The organism is Sphaerisporangium sp. NPDC005289 (assembly GCF_040607455.1).
GTDB classification, from domain to species: Bacteria; Actinomycetota; Actinomycetes; order Streptosporangiales; family Streptosporangiaceae; genus Sphaerisporangium; species Sphaerisporangium rhizosphaerae.
Window position 1 is genome coordinate 1 of the sequence record NZ_JBEXGS010000030.1, and the last position, 20,477, is coordinate 20,477.

The 20,477-nt window shown below is 70.4% G+C and carries 20 protein-coding genes and 1 pseudogene; 8 read left to right on the forward strand and 13 right to left on the reverse strand.

Features of this window, described 5'->3' with window-relative positions; genetic code table 11:
• Nucleotides 1-507 (reverse strand): annotated as a pseudogene (locus ABZT47_RS35275) (sensor histidine kinase); the annotation flags it as partial.
• Between the two features lie 133 nt (nucleotides 508-640).
• On the opposite strand from ABZT47_RS35275, the gene ABZT47_RS35280 reads away from it, so the two are divergent.
• The 5 genes from ABZT47_RS35280 to ABZT47_RS35300 all read left to right on the forward strand — a co-directional run bounded on the left by ABZT47_RS35280 (nucleotide 641) and on the right by ABZT47_RS35300 (nucleotide 4,818).
• Nucleotides 641-1,552 carry an ABC transporter ATP-binding protein gene (locus ABZT47_RS35280; RefSeq protein ID WP_354852066.1) on the forward strand — a complete coding sequence of 304 codons (912 nt, stop codon included), beginning with the start codon at nucleotides 641-643 and terminating at the stop codon, nucleotides 1,550-1,552.
• Between the two features lie 8 nt (nucleotides 1,553-1,560).
• The gene (locus ABZT47_RS35285) at nucleotides 1,561-2,352 is read left to right on the forward strand and encodes an ABC transporter permease (protein ID WP_354852067.1); all 792 of its coding nucleotides are present in this window, start codon (nucleotides 1,561-1,563) and stop codon (nucleotides 2,350-2,352) included.
• 110 nt (nucleotides 2,353-2,462) lie between these two features.
• Nucleotides 2,463-3,044: a TetR/AcrR family transcriptional regulator gene (locus ABZT47_RS35290; protein ID WP_354852068.1), complete on the forward strand. Its 582-nt coding sequence runs from the start codon at nucleotides 2,463-2,465 to the stop codon at nucleotides 3,042-3,044.
• A 129-nt stretch (nucleotides 3,045-3,173) separates the two neighbouring features.
• Nucleotides 3,174-3,926, forward strand: coding sequence for a glucose 1-dehydrogenase (locus ABZT47_RS35295; RefSeq protein ID WP_354852070.1), 753 nt, complete (start codon nucleotides 3,174-3,176; stop codon nucleotides 3,924-3,926).
• 70 nt (nucleotides 3,927-3,996) lie between these two features.
• On the forward strand, nucleotides 3,997-4,818 hold the full coding sequence (locus ABZT47_RS35300) for a helix-turn-helix transcriptional regulator (protein ID WP_354852072.1): 822 nt from the start codon (nucleotides 3,997-3,999) through the stop codon (nucleotides 4,816-4,818).
• Nucleotides 4,819-5,308: 490 nt separating this feature from the next.
• Here the strand turns inward: ABZT47_RS35300 and dnaB are convergent, their stop codons facing one another.
• Nucleotides 5,309-6,664 carry a replicative DNA helicase gene (gene dnaB, locus ABZT47_RS35305; protein WP_354852073.1) on the reverse strand — a complete coding sequence of 452 codons (1,356 nt, stop codon included), beginning with the start codon at nucleotides 6,662-6,664 and terminating at the stop codon, nucleotides 5,309-5,311.
• Nucleotides 6,665-6,968: 304 nt separating this feature from the next.
• Between dnaB and ABZT47_RS35310 the strand changes: the two genes are divergently transcribed.
• Nucleotides 6,969-8,279 (forward strand): MATE family efflux transporter, encoded by a 1,311-nt coding sequence (locus ABZT47_RS35310; protein ID WP_354852074.1) that lies wholly within the window; start codon nucleotides 6,969-6,971, stop codon nucleotides 8,277-8,279.
• On the opposite strand, the gene ABZT47_RS35315 is transcribed toward ABZT47_RS35310, so the two are convergent.
• The 7 genes from ABZT47_RS35315 to rpsF form a co-directional block, all read right to left on the reverse strand.
• Entirely contained in the window at nucleotides 8,266-9,027 is a 762-nt protein-coding gene (locus tag ABZT47_RS35315; protein WP_354852076.1) for an amino acid ABC transporter ATP-binding protein, read from the reverse strand. The two genes, ABZT47_RS35310 and ABZT47_RS35315, sit on opposite strands and share 14 nt — an antisense overlap.
• The gene (locus ABZT47_RS35320) at nucleotides 9,024-10,079 is read right to left on the reverse strand and encodes an amino acid ABC transporter permease (RefSeq protein WP_354852078.1); all 1,056 of its coding nucleotides are present in this window, start codon (nucleotides 10,077-10,079) and stop codon (nucleotides 9,024-9,026) included. The genes ABZT47_RS35315 and ABZT47_RS35320 overlap by 4 nt, the downstream gene beginning before the upstream one ends.
• A gap of 74 nt (nucleotides 10,080-10,153) precedes the next feature.
• On the reverse strand, nucleotides 10,154-11,029 hold the full coding sequence (locus tag ABZT47_RS35325; protein WP_354852080.1) for an ABC transporter substrate-binding protein: 876 nt from the start codon (nucleotides 11,027-11,029) through the stop codon (nucleotides 10,154-10,156).
• A gap of 292 nt (nucleotides 11,030-11,321) precedes the next feature.
• A complete protein-coding gene (gene rplI, locus ABZT47_RS35330; protein ID WP_354852081.1) occupies nucleotides 11,322-11,768 on the reverse strand; it encodes a 50S ribosomal protein L9 in 447 nt (148 codons plus the stop codon).
• Nucleotides 11,769-11,785: 17 nt separating this feature from the next.
• On the reverse strand, nucleotides 11,786-12,022 hold the full coding sequence (gene rpsR, locus ABZT47_RS35335; protein WP_061256131.1) for a 30S ribosomal protein S18: 237 nt from the start codon (nucleotides 12,020-12,022) through the stop codon (nucleotides 11,786-11,788).
• 72 nt (nucleotides 12,023-12,094) lie between these two features.
• Nucleotides 12,095-12,664 (reverse strand): single-stranded DNA-binding protein, encoded by a 570-nt coding sequence (locus ABZT47_RS35340; protein WP_354852084.1) that lies wholly within the window; start codon nucleotides 12,662-12,664, stop codon nucleotides 12,095-12,097.
• A gap of 100 nt (nucleotides 12,665-12,764) precedes the next feature.
• The gene (gene rpsF / locus ABZT47_RS35345) at nucleotides 12,765-13,055 is read right to left on the reverse strand and encodes a 30S ribosomal protein S6 (RefSeq protein WP_354852086.1); all 291 of its coding nucleotides are present in this window, start codon (nucleotides 13,053-13,055) and stop codon (nucleotides 12,765-12,767) included.
• A gap of 239 nt (nucleotides 13,056-13,294) precedes the next feature.
• Here rpsF and ABZT47_RS35350 point away from each other — a divergent pair, with 239 nt between their 5' ends.
• Nucleotides 13,295-13,600: a hypothetical protein gene (locus ABZT47_RS35350; RefSeq protein WP_354852088.1), complete on the forward strand. Its 306-nt coding sequence runs from the start codon at nucleotides 13,295-13,297 to the stop codon at nucleotides 13,598-13,600.
• Nucleotides 13,601-13,763: 163 nt separating this feature from the next.
• On the opposite strand, the gene ABZT47_RS35355 is transcribed toward ABZT47_RS35350, so the two are convergent.
• Complete coding sequence (locus ABZT47_RS35355) at nucleotides 13,764-13,949, reverse strand: hypothetical protein (RefSeq protein WP_354852089.1); 186 nt, start codon at nucleotides 13,947-13,949, stop codon at nucleotides 13,764-13,766.
• 100 nt (nucleotides 13,950-14,049) lie between these two features.
• Between ABZT47_RS35355 and ABZT47_RS35360 the strand changes: the two genes are divergently transcribed.
• The gene (locus ABZT47_RS35360; protein ID WP_354852091.1) at nucleotides 14,050-14,805 is read left to right on the forward strand and encodes a deoxyribonuclease IV; all 756 of its coding nucleotides are present in this window, start codon (nucleotides 14,050-14,052) and stop codon (nucleotides 14,803-14,805) included.
• A gap of 178 nt (nucleotides 14,806-14,983) precedes the next feature.
• Here ABZT47_RS35360 and ABZT47_RS35365 read toward each other — a convergent pair whose 3' ends face one another.
• The 3 genes from ABZT47_RS35365 to ABZT47_RS35375 form a co-directional block, all read right to left on the reverse strand.
• Nucleotides 14,984-16,108 carry a mannosyltransferase family protein gene (locus ABZT47_RS35365; protein WP_354852093.1) on the reverse strand — a complete coding sequence of 375 codons (1,125 nt, stop codon included), beginning with the start codon at nucleotides 16,106-16,108 and terminating at the stop codon, nucleotides 14,984-14,986.
• A gap of 211 nt (nucleotides 16,109-16,319) precedes the next feature.
• Complete coding sequence (locus ABZT47_RS35370; protein ID WP_354852095.1) at nucleotides 16,320-17,669, reverse strand: glycosyltransferase 87 family protein; 1,350 nt, start codon at nucleotides 17,667-17,669, stop codon at nucleotides 16,320-16,322.
• Nucleotides 17,670-17,681: 12 nt separating this feature from the next.
• Nucleotides 17,682-20,363 carry a transglycosylase domain-containing protein gene (locus ABZT47_RS35375; protein WP_354852096.1) on the reverse strand — a complete coding sequence of 894 codons (2,682 nt, stop codon included), beginning with the start codon at nucleotides 20,361-20,363 and terminating at the stop codon, nucleotides 17,682-17,684.
• Nucleotides 20,364-20,477 lie beyond the last annotated feature (114 nt).

Sequence of the window (20,477 nt, forward strand, 5' to 3'; positions counted from 1 at the left end):
CAGCGGCCCGGCCAGCACGAGCAGCACCCCGGCCACCGCCTGCACCGGGCCCTGCGCCACCAGCGCCACCCCGGACGCCACCAGGAGCGGCGGCACCAGGACCGCCACGCCGCCGATCAGCGGGTCGCCGAGCAGCCAGGCGAGATCACGCCAGGTGGCGGGGTCTTTGAACATCCACTCGAAGGTGCGGTTGAAGTTCGGGACCAGGGACGTGCGGTACAGGCTGCGGCCCTCGCGGTACCAGCCGTCGCGCTGCGGCACGGGCGGCGGCGGAGCGGCGCGGTAAGGCGGGACGATCTGCACCTCGGCCCAGGCCAGCGCGAGCCGTCGCGCCTGGACGGCGCGGCGGCGGACCAGGCGGATGGTGGCCGGGAACAGGAACACCAGGCCGAGGCCGAAGCACAGCAGGAAGACGAGCAGCGCCACCGCGGCGAGCGCCGCGTTCACCACGGCCAGGGCGAGCAGCACCAAAGCCCGCCCGAAGCCGACCACCGTCCTGAGAACCATGCCGTCAAGTCTGCGGCATCGGGCACTTAGCTCGCAGTGGCCGTGGCGCCCGTTCGAAGGTGTACCTAGGTACACCTCCGTCCGGGCCGCAGCCGCATTCCGCCGCGACGCCGCGCTTCCTACCGTCGGCGGCATGGAAATCATCGAGATCGCCGGCCTGCGCAAGGTGTACGGCGAGCAGGTGGCGGTCGACGAGGTGTCGTTCACCGTGCACGAGGGCGAGCTGTTCGGCGTCGTCGGCCGCAACGGCGCCGGCAAGACCACGACCGTCGAGTGCGTGTGCGGCCTTCGCGTCCCCGACGGCGGCGCCATCACCGTCACCGGCCTGGACCCGCGCCGCGACCGCGCCGTGCTCCGCCAGAGGGTCGGCGTGCAGCTGCAAGACTGCTCGCTCCCCGACAGGCTGCGGGTCGGGGAGGCCCTCGAGCTGTACGCCTCCTTCTACGATCGCCCTGCCGACTGGCGGGCGCTGCTGGAGGAGGTCGGGCTCGGTCCCAAACGCGACACTCCGTTCGCCAAGCTGTCCGGCGGGCAGCGCCAGCGTCTGTCGATCGCCCTCGCGCTCGTCGGCGACCCTCGCGTGGCCGTCCTGGACGAGCTGACCACCGGCCTCGACCCCATGGCCCGCCGTGAGACCTGGGAGCTCATCGAGAAGGTCAAACGACGCGGCGTCACGATCGTCCTGGTCACCCACTTCATGGAGGAGGCCGAGCGGCTCTGCGACCGCGTCGCGGTGATCGACAGGGGGCGCGTGGCCGCGGTGGACACGCCCGCGGGCCTGATCGCCAGGGTGGACGGCGGCCAGCGCGTCCGGTTCCGCAGCGCTCCTGACGCCGACCAGGTGCTCAGGGCGCTCCCTGAGGTCGCGAGCCTGATCCGTGAAGGCGACTCGGTCACGGTGACCGGGTCCGAGGGTTTGCTGCTCGCCGTGACCAAGGCCCTCGCGGCCTGCCAGGTCGTTCCCGCGGGCCTCCAGATGGACCAGGCCACGCTGGAGGACGCCTTCCTTGCCCTGACAGGCCGCCCGGCCGCCGACGCCTCTTAGGAGCCCCCATGACGACGACCCGCTCGCACCCTCCCCACGTGGCTCCGCCCAGGCCCGGTGCGCTGCGCAAGGTGCTGTTCACCGAGACCAGGCTCTATCTGCGCGACCCTCTGACGGCCTTCTTCACGCTCGTGCTCCCACTGGGCCTGCTGCTGATCCTCGGCAGCGCCATTCCGGGCTTTCGGGAACCCGACCCCTCGCTGGGCGGTCAGCGGGTGGTGGACACCCAGCTGCCCGCGATGATGATCATGCTGGCGGTGGCGACCTCGGCCTTCAGCGTCATCCCCACCGTGCTGGCCACCTATCGCGAGCGCGGCGTGCTGCGCCGGTTGTCCATCACGCCCGCCTCGCCGGCGACCCTGCTGGGCGCCCAACTGGTGCTGAACCTGGCCGTGGCGCTGCTGGCCGCGTTCCTCACCATCCTCTTCGGGCACCTCGTGCTGGACACGCACGTGCCTGCCGCCTTGCCGTGGTTCGTGCTGTCCTTCGTCCTTGGAGTGTGCGCTCTTTTCGCGATCGGCCTGTCGGTCGCCGCCGTGGTGCCCAACGGCCGTGCCGCCGGCGGCGTCGGCGCGGTGGTGATGTTCCCCTTGCTGTTCCTCGGCGGCATGTGGCTTCCTCGCGAGCTGATGCCCGAGACCCTGGTGCGGTTCAGCGACTTCACCCCGACGGGAGCGTTCGGCCAGGTGTTACGCGACGCCTGGGCCGGTGCCGCCCCACAGCCTCTCCACCTCGCCGTCCTCGCCGCCTGGACACTGGCCGCCGGAGCGTTCGCGGTGCGGTTCTTCCGCTGGGAGTGACAGAACACGCTGTGCGCCAGGGACGGTTCGTCGGGGAAACCGTCCGTGGGGACAGACGGGGTGGTCTCAGGGTTGTTTTAGACCAATCGTTCTTGATAGGGTCCCATGCCGTGGCACGCACGAAGGAATTCGATCCCGAGAAGGCGCTCCAGGCGGCGCTCGAGCTGTTCTGGGAGCGCGGTTACGAGGCGACGTCGATGGCCGATCTGGTCGAGACGCTCGGCATCGCCCGCGCCAGCCTCTACTCCACCTTCGGCGGCAAGCACGACCTGTACGTGCTCGCCCTGCGCCGCTACATCGAGACCCGCAACCCGCCGCTCGTCGAGATCCTGTCCCAGCCGGGCCCGGCTCTGCCGGCGGTGCGCGCGCTGGTCGAGTCCTACGCCGCCGACGCCCTCGATGACGGGCGGCGCCGGGGATGCATGGTGGTCAACGCGGCGGCCGAGATGCTCCCGGGCGACCCGGAGGTCACCCGCATCCTGGACGCCAACTGGACCGCCATGGAGACCGCGCTGGCGTCGGCGCTGACCCGGGCGCGGGCCCAGGGCGAACTGCCCGCCGGTCGCGACCCGAGGGCGCTGGCCCGCTTCCTGCTGGTCTTCCTGCAAGGGCTGAGGGTGGTCGGCAAGGGCTTCCCCGACCCGGCACGGGTGCGCGACGCCGCGGCCCAGGCCCTGTCGGTGCTCGGCTGACCACCTCCCGGCCGGCGTCGGCGTGACCACCGGCTCCGCAGTGGGCGGTCACTCAAAACGTCAGCTATTTCAAGAACGAACGATCTAATAAGCGTCGCGACACATGCGGCATCACCATCAGGGGGAGCGATGAGATTCCACGGCCGGACGGTTCTGGTCACCGGTGGCGGCTCGGGCATCGGCCGGGCGGTCGCACGCGGCTTCGCTCGCGAGGGCGCGACGGTGTTCGTGGCCGGCCGCCGCGAGGGGCCGCTCCAGGAGACGGTCCGGCTCATCGAGGCCGAGGGGGGCCGGGCGGCCGCCCTGACCGCCGACGTGACCAGCTCGCCGGAGGTCGCCCGGCTCGTCGCCGAAATCGTGCGAAGGCAGGGGCGACTGGACGTCGCGGTCAACAACGCGGGCGTCTTGGCCCTGGGGCAGGTCGCCGACATCGACGAGGACGACTGGGCGCGCACCATGGCCGGCAACGCCACCGGCGTCTTCCTGTCGATGAAGCACGAGATCGCCGCCATGCGCCGACAGGGCGCCGGCGTGATCGTCAACGTGTCGTCCCAGGTGGGCGCGCACAAGCGGGTCCCCGGCCTGGGCGCCTACGCCGCGTCCAAGGCGGCGGTGACCGCGCTGACCCGCACGGCGGCCCTGGAGTGCATCCGCGAGGGCATCCGAATCAACGCGGTCAGCCCGGGGCCGCACGACACCCCCATGTCCATGCGCCCGGGCGAGAGCGAGGCCGACCGCGCCGACCGCATGAAAGAGCAGCTTCCCATCGGCCGGGTCGGCACGCTGGAGGAGATCACCTCGGCCGTGCTCTGGCTCGCCTCGGACGACGCCGCCTTCACCGTCGGCCACGATCTCGTCGTGGACGGCGGCTCCACCGCCTGAGCCACTCCCTCGCGCGTTGGTTACGTGGCAGGTAATCGCGGGGGCGCGGGGGGACGCATAGGGTCGGGCCATGACGACGACGGCGCTCTCCCGGCGGCCGGTCGGCGAGCTGCTCCGCCAGTGGCGTGAGCACCGCCGGCTCAGCCAGCTCGACCTGGCCATCCAGGCGGACATCTCCACCCGGCACCTGAGCTTCCTGGAGACCGGGCGTTCCAACCCCAGCCGCGAGATGGTGCTGCTCCTGGCCGAGCATCTCGACCTGTCGCTGCGCGAGCGCAACCGCCTGCTGCTGGCGGCCGGGTTCGCGCCGGTCTTCACCGAGACCACGCTGGACGCTCCGGGCATGCGGGCGGTGCGCCGGGCGATCAAGCAGGTCCTCGCCGGGCACGAACCCTACCCCGCCGTCGTGGTGGACGGCCGCTGGAACCTCGTGGACGGCAACACCAGCCTCGGGGTGCTCACGAGCCTGGTGTCGCCCACGCTGCTCGCCGCCCCGGCCAACGTGCTGCGGGCCAGCCTGCACCCGGACGGTCTGGCTCCGCACATCGTCAACCTCGGCGAGTGGCGCGCCCACCTGCTCGGCCGGCTACGCCGCCAGATCGCCCTCACCGCCGACCCGCAGCTCGAAACACTGGATCAAGAACTGCGCGCCTACCCGTGCGACCAGCCGGAACCCGAGGTGGAGCTGCCCGGCCCCGGCGAGATCGTCGTGCCGCTGAAGCTGCGCCACGAGGAAGGCGAACTGACCTTCTTCAGTACGATCGCCACCTTTGGCACGCCTCTGGACATCACGGTCGCCGAGCTGGCGATCGAGTCCTTCTACCCCGCCGACGAGTTCACCGCCGACGCCCTCCGGAAAATCGCCTCCCAACCTGGTGGCTCCTCGTCGTGACGGCCGGTCCGGCCCCGTCCCGGTCAGCGGCGCTCACCGGGGCCAGGCCCGATCGCCGCTTCACCTACCGCCCCGGCGACTCCTCGTCCTGACGGCCGGTCCCGCTCGGTCCCGGTCAGCGGCGCTCGCCGGGGCCAGGCCCGATCTCCGCTCTGCCGGCCGCATCACCTACCGCCCCGACGATTCCTCGTCATGACGGCCGGTCCGGCCCCGTCCCGGTCAGCGGCGCTCGCCGGGGCCAGGCCCGATCTCCGCTCTGCCGGCCGCATCACCTACCGCCCCGACGACTCCCCGTCGTGACGGCCGGTCCGGGTCCACCGGCATTCGCCGGGGCAAGCCCGTCGCGGGGGCTGCCCGTGGTGGCGGTCGGACCGCCCGCGTCAGAAATGCCGGCCGGGCCCGCCGCCGTTCGCGGAGGAGGGGACAGGGCGGGCGGCTGCCGCCTACGGAGGCGTGGGCGGGGATGGGTTGAGACCCTACAAGGGGAGGGTCAGTGAGGCGCCATGTCGACGAAGCGGCTGTAGTGGCCCTGGAAGGCGACGGTCACGGTGGCGGTGGGGCCGTTGCGGTGCTTGGCCACGATCAGGTCGGCCTCGCCGGCACGCGGCGACTCGCGCTCGTAGGCGTCCTCGCGATGGAGCAGGATCACCACGTCGGCATCCTGCTCGATCGAGCCGGACTCGCGCAGGTCGGACACCTGGGGACGCTTGTCGGTGCGCTGTTCGGGGCCGCGGTTGAGCTGGGAGATCGCGATCACCGGCACCTCCAGCTCTTTGGCCAGCAGCTTGAGGGCACGGGAGATCTCGGAGACCTCCTGCTGGCGGCTTTCGGTCTTCTTCGGCGAGCTCATCAGCTGGAGATAGTCGACGATGACGAAGCGCAGGTCGTGGCGCTGCTTGAGACGACGGCACTTGGCGCGGATCTCCATCATCGACATGTTGGGCGAGTCGTCGATGAACAGCGGCGCCTCGGCGACCTCGCTCATGCGGCGCGCGAGGCGCGTCCAGTCTTCGTCGTTCATGGTGCCCGAACGCATGGTGTGCAGCGCCACCCGCGCCTCGGCCGACAACAGGCGCATGGTGATCTCATTGCGCGACATTTCCAGCGAGAACACCACAGTGGCCATATGGTGCTTGATCGCAGCGGATCGTGCGAAATCCAGACCAAGCGTCGACTTGCCGATGGCCGGGCGGGCGGCGACGACGATCATCTGGCCGGGGTGGAGGCCGTTCATCAGGGCGTCGAGGTCTTGGAAGCCGGTGGGCACGCCGACCATCTGGCCGCTGCGGCTGCCGATGGCCTCGATCTCGTCCAGCGCGCCGGGCATGATCTCGGACAGGGGGCGGTAGTCCTCGCTGGTGCGGCGCTCGGTGACCGCGTAGATCTCGGCCTGGGCGCGGTCGACCAGCTCGTCGACCTCCTCGTTCTGCCCGCCGTAGCCGTAGGAGACGATGCGGGTGCCCGCCTCGATGAGCCGCCGCAGGATGGCCTGCTCGCGCACGATCTTGGCGTAGTAGCCGGCGTTGGCGGCCGTGGGGACGATGGCGGTGAGCGTGTGCAGGTAGGTGCCGCCGCCCACCCGGGCCATCTCGCCCCGGCGGGACAGCTCGTTGAAGATCGTCACCGCGTCGGCCGGCTCGCCGCGTCCGTACAGGTCGAGGATGGCGTCGTAGATGACCTGGTGCGCCGGACGGTAGAAGTCGTCGGAACGCAGGACCTCCACCACGTCGGCGATGGCGTCCTTGGACAGCAGCATGCCGCCCAGCACGGACTGCTCGGCCTCGATGTTGCTGGGAGGCGTACGCTCGAATGGTGCGTCGAAGGCCTGCACGACTTCACTGCTCAACTGGCGGCCCTCCCTGACTCCCCCGTGCCACCCCCGAAGTAGCCGGGGTGACAGTTTCGCCGGTTCTCGGGCGAGCGGCAACGCGTCCTGTCGACAACGTTGTGGATAACGTGTGCAGTTCTGGCCTGGAGATGTGGGCACGCTGGGGACAAGTCTGTGGATAACCATGGGGGATAACCACAGACCCCCGACTGAGCAGGGGAAACGGTATCCACGGGCTGTGGAGAAAAGAAAGTCCGCGCGACAGGCCGATGAGCGGCGGGACCGGTGCCGAGCATGCTGAGGTAAGGGGCAATATAGACAAGTGACTCTTACCCCCCGGGTCGGCAGCCGGGAGATCCTCAGGCTCGCCGTTCCGGCCTTCGGCGCGCTCGTGGCCGAGCCGCTGTTCATCCTGGTCGACTACGCCATCGTCGGCCGTCTCGGCACGGCCTCGCTCGGCGCCCTCGGCATCGCCGGAGCCGCGCTCACCACCCTGGTGAACATCTGCGTCTTCCTGGCGTACGGCACGACGGCGGCGGTGGCCCGGCAGGTCGGCGCGGGCAACCTCGTCCGGGCGGTCAAGCAGGGCATCGACGGGCTGTGGCTGGCCACGGCGATCGGGCTGGCGCTGATCGTGGTCTGCTGGCCGCTGTCCCCGTGGATCGTCCAGTGGTTCGGCGCGGCCGCCGAGGTGTCGGGGCCCGCGGTCGCCTACCTGCGCATCAGCCTGTTCGGTGTCCCCGCCATGCTCGTCGTCCTGGCCGGCACTGGCATCCTGCGCGGCCTGCAGGACACCGTGACCCCACTGGCCGTCTCGGTCGGGTCCTTCGCGCTGAACGCCGTGCTCAACGCCGTGTTCGTGCTGGGGTTCCACTGGGGCATCGCGGGCTCGGCGTGGGGCACCGTCACGGCCCAGGGACTCGGCGCCCTGGTCTACCTGGTCGTCGTCGCCCGCGCGGCCCGCAGGCACCGGGTCTCCCTCCGCCCTGACCTGGCCGGGGTACGGGCCTCCGGTACGGCCGGCATCGCCCTGATCATCCGGACGGTGTGCCTGAGGGTCGTGCTGATCGCCGCCACCGCCGTGGCCACCCGCATGGGCGTCGCCCAGCTCGCCGCCCACGCGATCGCCACGCAGATCTGGTCGCTGCTCGCCTACGCCCTCGACGCGATCGCCATCGCCGGCCAGGCCATCACCGGCCGCACCCTCGGCGCGGGGCGCAGCGACCACACGCGGGCGGCCACCCGCACCATGGTGGTCTGGGGCGTCGGCTGCGGGGTGGTCCTGGGGGCCGCCACCCTCGCGCTGCGACCGGTCATCCCGCACCTGTTCGGCGCCGACGCCGCCGTGAGCGCCGAGCTGGTCGCGGTCCTGTGGCCGGTGGCGCTGCTCCAGCCCGTGGCCGGCGTGGTGTTCGTGCTCGACGGCGTGCTCATCGGCGCCGGGGACCGCCGCTATCTGGCCTGGGCCTCGGCGATCACGACGGCCGTCTACCTGCCCGCGGCGTACGCCGTCGTCCACCTGGGCGGCGGCCTGGTGGCGTTGTGGGCGGCGCTGGGCGTGTGGATGGCGGCCCGTCTGGTGACCCTGGGCTCGCGCGCGTACGGGCGCGCCTGGCTGGTCACCGGCGGTTGAGCACCCTGCTCAGGAACTCGCGGGTACGCGGCTCGCGGGGGTCGGTGAAGATCTGCTCCGGAGTCCCCTGCTCCAGCAGCACACCACCGTCCAGGAAGCAGACCTTGTCGGCGATGTCCCGGGCCAGCCCCATCTCGTGGGTGGCCAGGACCATCGTCATCCCCGTGTCCTTCAGCTCGCGGATGATCTCCAGCACCTCGCCGACCAGCGCGGGGTCCAGGGCCGAGGTCACCTCGTCCAGCAGCAGCAGGCGCGGCCGGGTGGCGAGCGCGCGGATGATGGCCACCCGCTGCTGCTGGCCGCCGGACAACCGGTCGGGGTAGGCCTCCGCCTTGTCCGCCAGGCCGAACCTGGCCAGCAGCTCGCGTGCCCGCTCCTCGGCCTCGGCCCTGCCGACGCCGTGCGCCTTGCGCGGCGCCAGCGTGATGTTGGAAAGGACGGTCATGGAGGGGAACAGGTTGTAGGCCTGGAACACCATGCCGATGCGCTTGCGCACGTCGTCGGGGTCGGCCCGCACGTCGGTGATCTCCGCCCCGTCCAGGTGGATGGCGCCGTCGTCGACGGTCTCCAGCAGGTTCACGCAGCGCAGCAGGGTCGACTTGCCCGAGCCGGAGGCTCCGATGAGGCAGACCACCTCGTGGGAGTCCACCGACAGGTCGATGCCGCGCAGCACGCTGTGGCGGTGGTAGAACTTCCACACGCCCTCGATCTGCAGCAGGCTCCGCCCCTGCTCGACCGGCACGGTCACACTCCCCTCCTTCTCTGCGAACGGGCCGCCAGGTAGTCGGTGAAGCGGGCCATCGGGATGGTCAGCACGATGAACAGCAGCGCCGCGGCCAGGTAAGGGGTGTAGTTGAAGGTCTCCGCGGTGTGGATCTGCGCCTGGCGCAGCGCCTCCAGCGGGCCGATGGTGGCCACCAGGGCGGTGTCCTTCTGCAGCGAGACGAAGTCGTTGAGCAGCGGCGGCACGACGCGCCGCACGGCTTGGGGCAGCACGACGAAGCGCATGGCCTGGCCGTGGGTCAGGCCCAGCGACCGCGCGGCGGCGCGCTGGCTCGGGTGCACCGAGTCGATGCCCGACCGGAACACCTCGGCGACGTACCCTCCGTACGACAGCACCAGCGCGATGATCCCGAGCGTCGCCAGGTCGGTGGGCATGCCCTGCAGGCGCAGCGCGGGCAGGCCGAACCCGACCAGGTAGATGACCAGGATCGTCGGCACGCCGCGGAAGACGTCGGTGTACAGCACGGCGAGCGCGCGCAGCGGGTAGAACACCGGAGCGTGCAGGTTGCGCACCAGCGCGACGAGCAGGCCGACGAGCAGGATCAGCGGCTCGGCGATCAGGAAGATCTTGATGTTGAGCAGGAAGCCCCACAGGACGTCGGGCAGGGCGCCGGAGAACTCGCCGAGGTCGAAGAAGGTCTCCTTGACCCGCGGCCAGCCGGGCGAGGTGGTGACCAGCCAGATCGCCAGGACGATGAACACCACGGTGGACGCCGTGGCGATCGAGCCGGACCGCAGGTCCGAGCGGCGGCGCAGTCGCTCGCGTTCGCGCTGCCGTTCGCTCCTGCGCCACGAGCCGTCCTCGCCCGGCCCGCCATCCGAGCCCGGCCCCTCCCGCGAAGCGCGGTCCCGGCCAAGCCCGTGCGTGAAGCCGCGGGCCTGACCCGATCCGTCCATGGAGACGCGGGCCTGACCCGATCCGTCCATGGAGACGCGGGCCTGACCCGATCCGTCCATGGAGACGCGGGCCTGACCCGGCCCGTCCGTAGAGACGGGGGCCTGAGCTCGCCCGTCCATGGGGACGGGGGGCTCACCTGGCGTGTCGCCGGGGACGCGGGGGTCGGCCGGGCTCCCTTCCGGGGCCCGGTCGCTCACTTCAGCTCCGGCGCGCCGGCCGCCGAGCCGAGCCACCGAGTCTCGATCTTCGCCAGCTCGCCGGAGGACCTCAGCTCGCCGATGGCCTGGTCGACGCAGCTCACGAGCGGGTTGCCCTTCTGGAAGACCAGACCGAACTCCTCGGGGGTGCCCGAGCCCGCGCCGAACTGGCCGACGATCTTGGAATGCTCCACCTGTGCCGCCGTGACGTAGAAGGCGGTCGGCAGGTCGACCACCAGGGCGTCCACCTGCTTGTTCTTCAGCGCGGTGATCGCGTCGATCTGCTCGTTGTAGACGTTGGGCTCCGCGCTCGGCTGGATGACGTCCTTCACGGCCTGCAGGGAAGTGGTGCCGATCTGCACGCCGATCTTGGCGTCCTTCAGGGCGGCCAGGGAGGTCGCCGAGGCGAACTTCGAGCCCTCCAGGGCGACCGCCGCCTGCTTGACCGTGTAGTACCCGCTGCTGAAGTCGACGGCCTTCGCGCGGGCCGGAGTGATGGACACCTGGTTGACGTCGAAGTCGAACTGCTTGTCGCCGGGCGCGAACGCCGAGTTGAACGGGATGCTCGCCCAGGACACCTCACTGTCGGCGAAGCCGAGCTTGGCGGCCACGGCGTAGGCGACGGCGCTCTCGAAGCCCTGGCCGTTGGCGGGCTTGTCGTCCTTGAACCACGGCTCGTAGGCGGGCTTGTCGGTCGCGATCGTCAGGGTGCCGGACTTGAGCAGCTTGAGCTGGTCCTTGGCGCAGGAGGCCGACGCCTGCGGAGTGCCGTTCGCGCCGGCGGAGGGGGTCGTCGTGTCGGAGGCCGGAGCGCACGCCACCGCCACCAGCGCGAGGGCGCCGAGCGCCGGCAGCATCGAGGGACGGAGCATACGTGCCTCCAGAAGGCGTCTCACCGAGGGAATTCGTCGCCCAGGATAGCGGGAAGCACGCATTCGTACATATAGCGCCATCTAACAGCAAACAGGGATAACCTGCGGCTTCGCTCCGTAGAGATGACGAAGGCCCCTTTCCCGGAAGGAAAGGGGCCTTCACCGGACCTCGGGCCACGGCGCGACCACCCCGCGAAGGCGGGACGGCGAGCCACGACCGGGACCTCAGGCGCCGGAGACCGTCACAACCCGGAGACCGCCGGCGACCGGAGGCCGTCTGTGCACGGAACCGTCAGGAACCGACGACCTCGACGTCGAGGTTGGCCGACACCTCGGGGTGCAGCCGGACCGAGACGCGGTGGGAGCCGACGCTCTTGATCGCGTTGGTGATCTCGATGCGACGACGGTCGAGGAGCGGACCGCCCGCGGCCTTGACGGCGTCGGCGATGTCACCGGTGGTGACCGAGCCGAACAGGCGGCCGGAGTCGCCGGCGCGCGTCTTCAGCGTGACCCGAAGGGCGCCGAGCCGGCCGGCGACCTCCTTGGCGGTGCCGAGGTCGCGGATCTCGCGGGCGTCGCGCGCCTTCTTGATCGAATCGATCTGCTTCTCGCCGCCGCGCGTCCACCGCATGGCGAACCCGCGGGGGATCAGATAGTTGCGGCCGTAGCCGTCCTTGACCTCGACGATGTCGCCGGGAGCGCCGAGGCCGGAGACCTCATTGGTGAGAATGAGCTTCATATCTCGCAAGCCTCCTGTCAGCGCGCGGTGCTCGTGTACGGCAGCAGCGCCATCTCACGGGCATTCTTGATCGCGGTCGCCACGTCACGCTGGTGCTGGGTGCAGTTGCCCGTCACCCGGCGGGCACGGATCTTGCCGCGGTCGGAGATGAACTTCCGCAGCAGCGCCGTGTCCTTGTAGTCGACGTAAGAGATCTTGTCATGGCAGAACAGGCAAACCTTTTTCTTCGGCTTGCGCAGTGCCGGCTTCGCCATCTTGGTGCTCCTCCTAAGAGAGCCCCGCATGACGCGGGAATGGTCGATCGGTTACTGGAATGGATGAGTGGATCAGAAGGGAGGCTCGTCGCTCAGGTCGCCGCCACCGCCACCGCCGCCGTAGCCGCCCTGGTTGTAGCCGCCACCGCCGCCGCCACCGTAGCCACCGCCGCCGCCTCCGCCGAACCCGCCACCGGCGGGCGCCGGAGTGGCCGAGGCCCACGGGTCGTCGGCGCCGCCGCCGAACCCGCCGCCTCCGCCGCCGCCGCCCTGGCGGGCGGTCTTGTTGACCTTGGTGGTGGCGTTGCGCAAGGACGGGCCGACCTCGTCGACCTCGACCTCGTAGACCGTGCGCTTCTCGCCTTCCTTGGTCTCGTACGAGCGCTGCTTCAGCCGCCCCTGCACGATGACCCGCATCCCACGCTGGAGGCTCTCGGCGACGTTCTCCGCCGCCTGACGCCACACGTTGCAGGTCAGGAAGAGGCTTTCGCCGTCCTTCCACTCGTTGGTCTGGCGGTCCATGAACCGCGGAGTGGACGCGATGCGGAACCGGGCCACGGCCTGCCCCGAAGGGGTGAAACGCAGCTCGGGGTCGTCGACAAGATTGCCGACGATGGTGATCGTTGTGTCGCCTGCTGCCATCGGTCGCTTTCGCCTTCCTGCGTGAGTCTGCGCAGCCTGTCGGGCCTCAGAGTACGGCTCCGGCCCGACAAAAGCCGGGCTTCGGCGGACTCGGAGCCGCTCAGTGCATGTCGGGGCGCAGCACCTTGGTGCGCAGAATGCCTTCGTTCAGGTTGAGCTGGCGGTCGAGCTCCTTGACGGTGGCCGGAGCCGCCGTCAGGTCGATGACGGCGTAGATGCCCTCGGACTTCTTGATGATGTCGTAGGCCAGCCGGCGACGACCCCACACGTCGACCTTCTCCACCGTGCCGCCGTCGTTGCGGACGACCGTGAGGAACTGGTCGAGCGAGGGAGTCACCGTGCGCTCATCGAGGGACGGGTCCAGAATGACCATCACTTCGTAATGACGCATGCGGACTTCCAACCTCCTCTGGACTATCGCGGTCACGACACCATGCCGTGACAGGAGGACGCTGACGTCGTCGCCCCCGCCTTCGGTGGCGGGGCGACCGCGTGCTTCGAGATCGGGTACGCCGAACGGCACGCATAACGAACGCAGCCCACGAAGTCTACCAGGGCGCCGCGACTGACCTGCCGCGATTGCCCGCCGCCACAAGGGGAACGTGGGAGAAGAGGAAGGGGGTGGTCATCATGCGATCTGCCACCGGCTCCGGCAGAGAGCACTTCCACCTGTCGCTGAACACCGACGGCAGGAAGCACACCCTGGAGAACGCCCTGACGCTGGTGGCGCTGGCCTGCGGTGGCGTCGCCTTCATCAGCGGCCTGGTGGTGAGCGCGCACATCGTCGCCTCGTGGGCGGGGGTCGTCGGGTTCGTCGTCGGGATGTACTCGCAATATGTGTCGGCCACGACCGCCGAGCGGTCGGTGAACATCGTCGCCATCGTCATGTCGTTCGTCGGCGTCGCGATGGGCGTCTATCACGGAGGGTTCGTCTGACCGGCCCGGACGGCCGGTCCGTCCGACCCGCGAAGGCCGTCACGCCCGTCCGGTGCGGCACGATGGGGCGCCCCCCGAGGCGCCCCCGCCGTTCACTTCCCGCCGGCGTGGAGATCGGCGCGCCATGTCGCCGCATCTCCCCGCGTCCGTGGAGGTCGCCGCGTCACTGTCCGCCGATGTGGAGGTCGATGCCGAGGAGAATGAGGAACCACAGGACGATGGCGAGCAGGGCTTGCGCGATCTTCCTGAGCAGGCTCGGGGTGATGTAGTCGTGAACCCATGCCACGTAAATGCCGATGAGGATGTAGATCAGGCCTAAGAGGCTGATCCCGCGGCGGTAGTAGGCCACAGTCGTCTCCTATTTTGTCACGGTACGCGGGTATCAGGGCGTACCAGCCTGGCGCCCCTACTGCCCCTGGTGGAGACCTTGAAACGGCTAGGCTCGACCCATGGTGCGTATCGGAGCTCACGTCGACCGAGATGATCCCCTGGCCCACGCGACGGCCCGCGGCGCGCAGGTCGCGCAGTTCTTCCTGGGCGATCCGCAAGGGTGGAAAGGCCCCGTGCTGCCGGAGAACGCCGAGGCGCTGGCGGCCTCGGAGATCGACGTCTACGTCCACGCGCCGTACGTGATCAACGTCGCCACCGCGAACAACCGCATCCGCATCCCGAGCCGCAAGCTGCTGGCCGGCCAACTGGAGGCGGCGGCGTCGATCGGCGCCAAGGGCCTCATCGTGCACGGGGGCCACGTGGGCAAGGACGACGACCCGCAGGTCGGGTTCGACAACTGGCGCAAGGTCTTCGAGCGGCTGGAGACGCCGATCCCCGTCCTGATCGAGAACACCGCCGGAGGCGGCAACGCGATGGCGCGCCGGCTCGAGCGCATCGCCCGGCTGTGGGAGGCGCTGGACGGCTTCGACGTGGGGTTCTGCCTGGACACCTGCCACGCGCACGCCGGCGGCGAGGAGCTCGCCGACGTGGTCGACCGGGTCAAGGCCATCACGGGCCGCATCGACCTGATCCACTGCAACGACTCGCGGGACGCCTTCGACTCCGGCGCCGACCGTCACGCCAACCTGGGCAAGGGACAGATCGACCCCGAGCTGATCCTGTCGGTGTGCCGCGCCGCGGGGGCGCCGATCGTGGTCGAGACGCCCGGCGACGGGCAGGCGGCCGACATCGCCTTCCTTCGTGACCACCTTTAGTCCACAGCCTGTGGATAAATCCCCTGGATTACGGAGCCGGGAAAAGGGGTAAGGCGTTCCCTCGCCCCGGCGGGGGATGACCCGCGGACGGACGCGAATCGGCCCGCCCGGGCACGGACCGCGTTCGCAGCGGACGCGGGGCAGGCCATCCAGCGGGGGCCGGTGACACCGGCGCGGGTCAGCCGGCCCAGGCGCCGCGCATGAAGGTCAAGGTGTTCAGCACCATGAGCGGCCCGGCCACCAGCGCGTACAGCAGCAGCACCCAGCGGCGGCGCACCGACACCCGGCCGAGCATCACCCACAGCGGCCACCACAGCAGGGCCGAACGCGGCACCGACAGGTAGTACGCCGAGAACAGCAGGGCGCTCAGCTGCAGTCCGACGTACACCAGTTCGCTCCACCTGCGGGCGACGAGCAGCCAGATCAGCACGGCCACCCCGAGCAGCGCGCCGGCGACCTCCATGCGGAACGCCCACACGAACTGACCGTCGCCGGCCGCCATCTGCCAGGTGGTCAGGAACGACTGCCACGGCCAGACCATGTCCCGTCCCCAGCCGGCCTGCTGGGCGTGCTGCCAGGCCAGCCAGTCTCCCGTGCGCTGGTGCTGGTAGAACGAATAGGCGACCAGAGGCAGGAAGGGGACCGCCAGCCACCATGCCTGGCGGAGGCTCCCTCGGCGCGTGACGTACTCCACGATCAGCGCGAGCGCGAGGAACAGACCCGTGATGCGCACGCACGACGCCCCGGCGGCCAGCAGCGCCGCCGCCGGCCAGTCGCCGCGCCGCGCGTACAGCCAGGCGGGTATCGCGAACGCCAGGAACAGCGACTCGCTGTAGCCGGCGAACAGGAACACCGCCATGGGGAACAGCAAAATCGCAAGGACCGCCCGCCATCCTGCGCCCGCGGGGCCCTCGAACTCGGCCAGCCGCGCGAGGGCCACCATCGCCACCGCTCCGGCGACGAACGAGATCAGCAGGCCGGCGAGCGACCAGTCGGGGATGATCACGTGGACCAGGCGCAGCGCGATGGGCATGCCGGGGAAGAAGGCGGGCAGCCCGGCATCCGGGTTCTCGGCCGGGTCACCGCCGTAGCCGAACTTCGCGATCTTCACCAGGAGCCCGGCGTCCCAGTGCGTCCAGCGTTCCAGGAACGGGGTGTCCTTCTGTTCGCTGCTGAGCACTCCGGCGCCGACCGTCATGGCGACGATGATCCCGATCCGCGACCCCAGCCACGCGAGGAGCGCCTCGCGGTCGGAGAAGCGTGCGGGCGCCGGGGAAACGGTCTCCTGGGGGGAGGTCTGCACGCATAGGAGAATAGAGGGTCAAGCTGGACTTCTCGATCAGAGAGGACCGGAAAAAGCCCGGCTGCCGGGAAGATCTCGGAGCCGGCTCCCGGGCGGGACGGTCGGAAACCCGCGGAGCCGGCCGGCACGATCGCCGCGTCCCGGCCGGAACGGCCGGAACGGCCGGAAGCTCACAGCGGTTACGCCGAGCGCCGCCTCCTGGACGCAAGGGTCAGGAGGCTTCGGGAGCGGCCTCGCGCACCGCCGTCCGGGACGGCATCCGCAGGACGAAACGGTCCTCGGCGCCGTCGAAGACGCCGCCCACCGGGTCGTCCACGCCGCCCTGCCGGATGACGTCGTGCTCGGGGCGCAGGATGTCCCTGACCACGAACGCCGCCAGGATGGCGATGGTGATCGCCCGGGCCCACACGGCGGCGAAGTAGCCGCCGTCGCCGATGCCGAGCGTCTCATTGCCCGGCTGGACGTGGACCAGGTACAGCCAGATCGCGAAGAAGTACCAGCACTCGGCCACCTGCCACAGCGCCAGCGGCTTCCAGTTCGGCCGCGCCAGCACCGCGAACGGCACCAGCCACAGCACGTACTGCGGCGACCACACCTTGTTGGTGACCATGAACGCGGCCAGCACCAGGAAGCAGAGCTGCATGAGACGCGGCCGGGTGGGCGCGATGAGCGCCAGCACGGCCACGGCCAGGCACAGCAGGCCGAACGACACGATGCCGAGCATGTCCACCCGCCCGGCGTCACCGAGGAAGGGCCACTGCCGGTTCTGGAAGAAGAACCACAGCGACCCCCAGTCGGCTCCGCGCTCGCTGCTGAAGACGTAGAACCGCTTCCAGCCGTCGAACGCGAAGAGCATGAACGGCAGGTTGACCACCACCCAGGTGATCACCGTGCCGCCGACCGCCGACAGCAGGGCGGGCAGCTTGCGCGTCCGCAGTGCCAGCAGCAGCAGCGGGCCGAACAACACGATGGGATAGAACTTCGTGGCGATGGCCAGACCCAGCAGCGCCCCTGCCGTGAAGTGGGCCCGCCGCGACCAGGCGAGGAAGGCGCCCAGGCTCAGCGCCCCGCACATCAGGTCCCAGTTGATGTAGGCGGTGAGGATGAGCGCGGGCGCCAGCGCGTACCAGGCGGCGTCCCACGGCCGGCGCTGCAGTCCGGCCAGCGCCACCATGACCACCACCCCGGCGACCAGCGACGCCGCCATGACGATCACCGTGAGATCGAAGAACCGGACGCCCGGATCGCTGGTGCCCGTCACGAGCTTCTGGATGACCCACATCAGCGAGCCGATGCCGACCGGGTACTCGACCGGGTGACCGAAGTAGGGCGTCAACCCCTGGTCGAGCTTCTCGTTCCACCACAGCGGATAGATGTCGGTGTAGCAGAAGTTGAGGAACTGCTGCGTTCCGTCGTTCCACGCCCCGCCGAACCGGCACGGCGCCTTCCACGCGTACGCGAGGATCGCCCCCAGGGCCGCGAGCAGCCCGAGAGGGACGAATGGCAGGGCGGCACGCGCCACGGAGCCGGCGGCACCCGGCGTGGACGTGGAACGGGTCATGTCGTCGTCCGATCAGCGAGAGGGCGCGGGCGTCGATCGGCGCCCGCCCGGCGCGGTCGGAGTGGGCGCGGGGGTGGCGGCGTCGGAGGGGGTGCTGCCCTGGTTGAAGGGGTCGCCTCCGCCGTTGCCGCCGTTGTTGCAGCTGTCGTCCCACGGCAGGCAACCGCCGTTGTCGTCGGGGTTGCCGTTGGGGTCGCCATGGCCGTTGGGGTCGCCGTTGTCGTTCGGGAACCCGTTGTCGTCCGGGAACCCGGGGTCGGCCGAGGGAGTCGGCGTCGGGATCGGCTTGGGCACGATGTTCTCCGGCGACCCGCCGTTGACGGGGTCGGGGAACTGCTCCACGGGCTTGCCGTTCATGGCCGCCGCCATGAACGCCCGCCACACCTGGCTCGGGTAGGTCGCGCCCTGGATGTTGCCCAGGGAGACCTCCTTGCCGGTGCTGCCGTTCGGGCAGATCTCCCGCTCGGACAGCACCTTGCCCTTCTTGGTGACGCACTGCTCGCGGTACATGCCGACGGCGGTCGACATCTGCGGGGTGAAGCCGACGAACCAGGCTTCCTTGTTCTCGCTGTTGGTACCGGTCTTGCCGGCCACCGGGCGGTCGGACAGCGCGGCGCCGCGGCCGGTGCCCTCCTTGACCACCGCGCGCAGCGCCTCGATGGCGTCCGCGGCCGCGGACGGGTCGATCACCTGGGTGAAGGACTTCTCCTCGGGGATGACCACGTTCTTGTTGACGTCCTCGACCTGCCGCACCACGTGGGACTTGTAGTGCCTGCCCTGGTTGGCGAAGATCGAGTACCCGCTCGCCTGCTCCAGCGGCGAGACCAGGGCGGTGCCGATCGCCAGCAGGAACTTGTGCTCCTGCTCGTCCCGGTCGAGCTCGTCCCGCGGGATGCCGGCCCCGGCGGCGATGTCCTTCACCTTGTCCAGCCCGACCTGGAAGGCCATGGACGCGTAGGCCGTGTTGATCGAGTGCGCGGTGGCCGAGGTCACGGTGATGCCCGAGGGCATGCGCTCCTCATTGGTGATCTTGGTGGTGCCGGGCAGCACCTTCGGCACGGTCTCGTTGCCGGGCACGTAGCTGTTCAGGCTGTAGCCCGCCTTGAGCCAGGCCGCCAGGACGTACGGCTTGAACGCCGACGCGGCCTGCTTGCGGGCGTAGAACGCGTCGTTGAACTGGTCGGGATGCTTGCCCAGGTAGTTCCTGCCGCCGTAGAAGGCGATGACCCGGCCGTTGCGCGGATCGACCGCGGCGAGCGAGGTGTGGATCTCGGGCGACAGGGGCCGGGTGTTGTTCTGCACGGCCTGCGCGGCGGCGTCCATGAGCTTCTTGTCGAACGTCGTCCTGATCTTGTAGCCGCCGGTCTCGATCTCGGAGCGGGGCAGCCGGTCCTTGAGCTCGTCCATGACAGCGTTGATCATGTAGCCGCGGAAGCCGCTGTTGTAGTTCCGCGCCTTGTACTTCTGGATCTTCGGGAACTTGGCGGTGGCCGGCAGGTTGCCGTACTTCTGCGGCCAGGTCCTCGCCATCTGGCCGATGACGTAGGTGAAGCGCTCCTGCGTGGCCTTGAAGTTGCCCTGGATCTCCTGCGCGTCGAAGTTGCCCGGCTGCTGGATGCGCCCGGCGAGGTAGGCCGCCTGCGCGGGGGTGAGCTCGCTGGTGTGCTTGCCGAAGAACGACCGGGCCGCGGCCTCGATGCCGTAGGTGTTGCGGCCGAACGGCACGATGTTCAGGTAGTACAGCAGCACCTTGTCCTTGGTCCACTCCTTGTCGAGCTTCACCGCGATGAAGATCTCCTTGATCTTCCGGGTGACCGTCCGCTCGGCGGTGAGGTTGTCGAAGTAGCCGCGGGCCATCTGCTGGGTGATGGTCGAGGCGCCCTGCACCTGCTGGCCGCTCGCGGTGCTCCACAGCGAGCGGGCCATGCCCGAGAGCGAGATGCCGGAGTCCTCGCGGAAGCTGGAGTTCTCCGCGCCGATCACCGCGTCCTGGACGTGCTGCGGGACGTCTTTCAGGCTGTCGAGCTTGACGCGCTCGACCCCGAGCTTGGCCAGCACCTCGCCGCTGCCGTAGTAGATCGTGCTCCCCTGCGCGTTGGCGCTCTCCTTGGCGCTCTCCTCGGTGGGCAGCGGGGTGTTGGCGTAGGCCACGGCGATCATGCCGAAGACGCCGGCCGCGATCACGGCGAAGCCCGCCATGACGATCTTCCAGTTCGGGAGGAACCGGGTCCAGCCGCGGCGGCGGGGCGGCTCCTCGCCCTTCGCCCGGCGGGACCGGCGTCCGCCGGGCGGGCCGTCGCCGGGACCCCGGCCACCAGGACCGCCGGGACCACCCGGGCCTTCGGGACCGCCCGGGCCCGCGGGCGCGCCGAACGCGCCCGTCGCGCCGGCGCGGGCGGGACCGCCCTGCGCCCTGCGGGAGCGCCGGGGCCCCGCGTCGCGGCTCACGACCGTCTCGGCGCCGGACGGCTCGCGCCGCGGCGCCGCCGAACCGGCCGCGGCGACCTCCTGCATCGACTGGGTGTCCTCGAAGGCCGCCTCGGAGCGGCGCGACCGCGGGTCGGCGGGACCCCTGCGCGGATCGCCGGCCCGGGCACGCGGGTCCGCGGCGGCCGGGCGGGGACGGGGCGCCGCGCCGGAGCGTCCCGGCGACGACCGGGTGTCCCACCCGGCGTCGGGACTCCGCTGCGGCACCGCGCGCCGAGCCGAGCCCTGGTCGTACGCGGGCGCCGACCGCGGCGCGGGGTGTCCACCGGCGGGCGCGTCCCCTTGCGGAGAGCGACGGCGCCGCCCGGGACGAGCTGATCC

What these genes read in the sequence shown, in the direction of transcription:
- ABZT47_RS35280 (WP_354852066.1), top strand. Translation starts at nt 641, where the DNA reads ATGGAAATCATCGAGATCGCCGGCCTGCGCAAGGTGTACGGCGAGCAG.
- ABZT47_RS35285 (WP_354852067.1), top strand. Translation starts at nt 1,561, where the DNA reads ATGACGACGACCCGCTCGCACCCTCCCCACGTGGCTCCGCCCAGGCCC.
- ABZT47_RS35295 (WP_354852070.1), top strand. Translation starts at nt 3,174, where the DNA reads ATGAGATTCCACGGCCGGACGGTTCTGGTCACCGGTGGCGGCTCGGGC.
- ABZT47_RS35300 (WP_354852072.1), top strand. Translation starts at nt 3,997, where the DNA reads ATGACGACGACGGCGCTCTCCCGGCGGCCGGTCGGCGAGCTGCTCCGC.
- ABZT47_RS35320 (WP_354852078.1), bottom strand. Translation starts at nt 10,079, where the DNA reads ATGGACGGGCGAGCTCAGGCCCCCGTCTCTACGGACGGGCCGGGTCAG.
- ABZT47_RS35325 (WP_354852080.1), bottom strand. Translation starts at nt 11,029, where the DNA reads ATGCTCCGTCCCTCGATGCTGCCGGCGCTCGGCGCCCTCGCGCTGGTG.
- rplI (WP_354852081.1), bottom strand. Translation starts at nt 11,768, where the DNA reads ATGAAGCTCATTCTCACCAATGAGGTCTCCGGCCTCGGCGCTCCCGGC.
- rpsR (WP_061256131.1), bottom strand. Translation starts at nt 12,022, where the DNA reads ATGGCGAAGCCGGCACTGCGCAAGCCGAAGAAAAAGGTTTGCCTGTTC.
- ABZT47_RS35340 (WP_354852084.1), bottom strand. Translation starts at nt 12,664, where the DNA reads ATGGCAGCAGGCGACACAACGATCACCATCGTCGGCAATCTTGTCGAC.
- rpsF (WP_354852086.1), bottom strand. Translation starts at nt 13,055, where the DNA reads ATGCGTCATTACGAAGTGATGGTCATTCTGGACCCGTCCCTCGATGAG.
- ABZT47_RS35350 (WP_354852088.1), top strand. Translation starts at nt 13,295, where the DNA reads ATGCGATCTGCCACCGGCTCCGGCAGAGAGCACTTCCACCTGTCGCTG.
- ABZT47_RS35360 (WP_354852091.1), top strand. Translation starts at nt 14,050, where the DNA reads ATGGTGCGTATCGGAGCTCACGTCGACCGAGATGATCCCCTGGCCCAC.
- ABZT47_RS35370 (WP_354852095.1), bottom strand. Translation starts at nt 17,669, where the DNA reads ATGACCCGTTCCACGTCCACGCCGGGTGCCGCCGGCTCCGTGGCGCGT.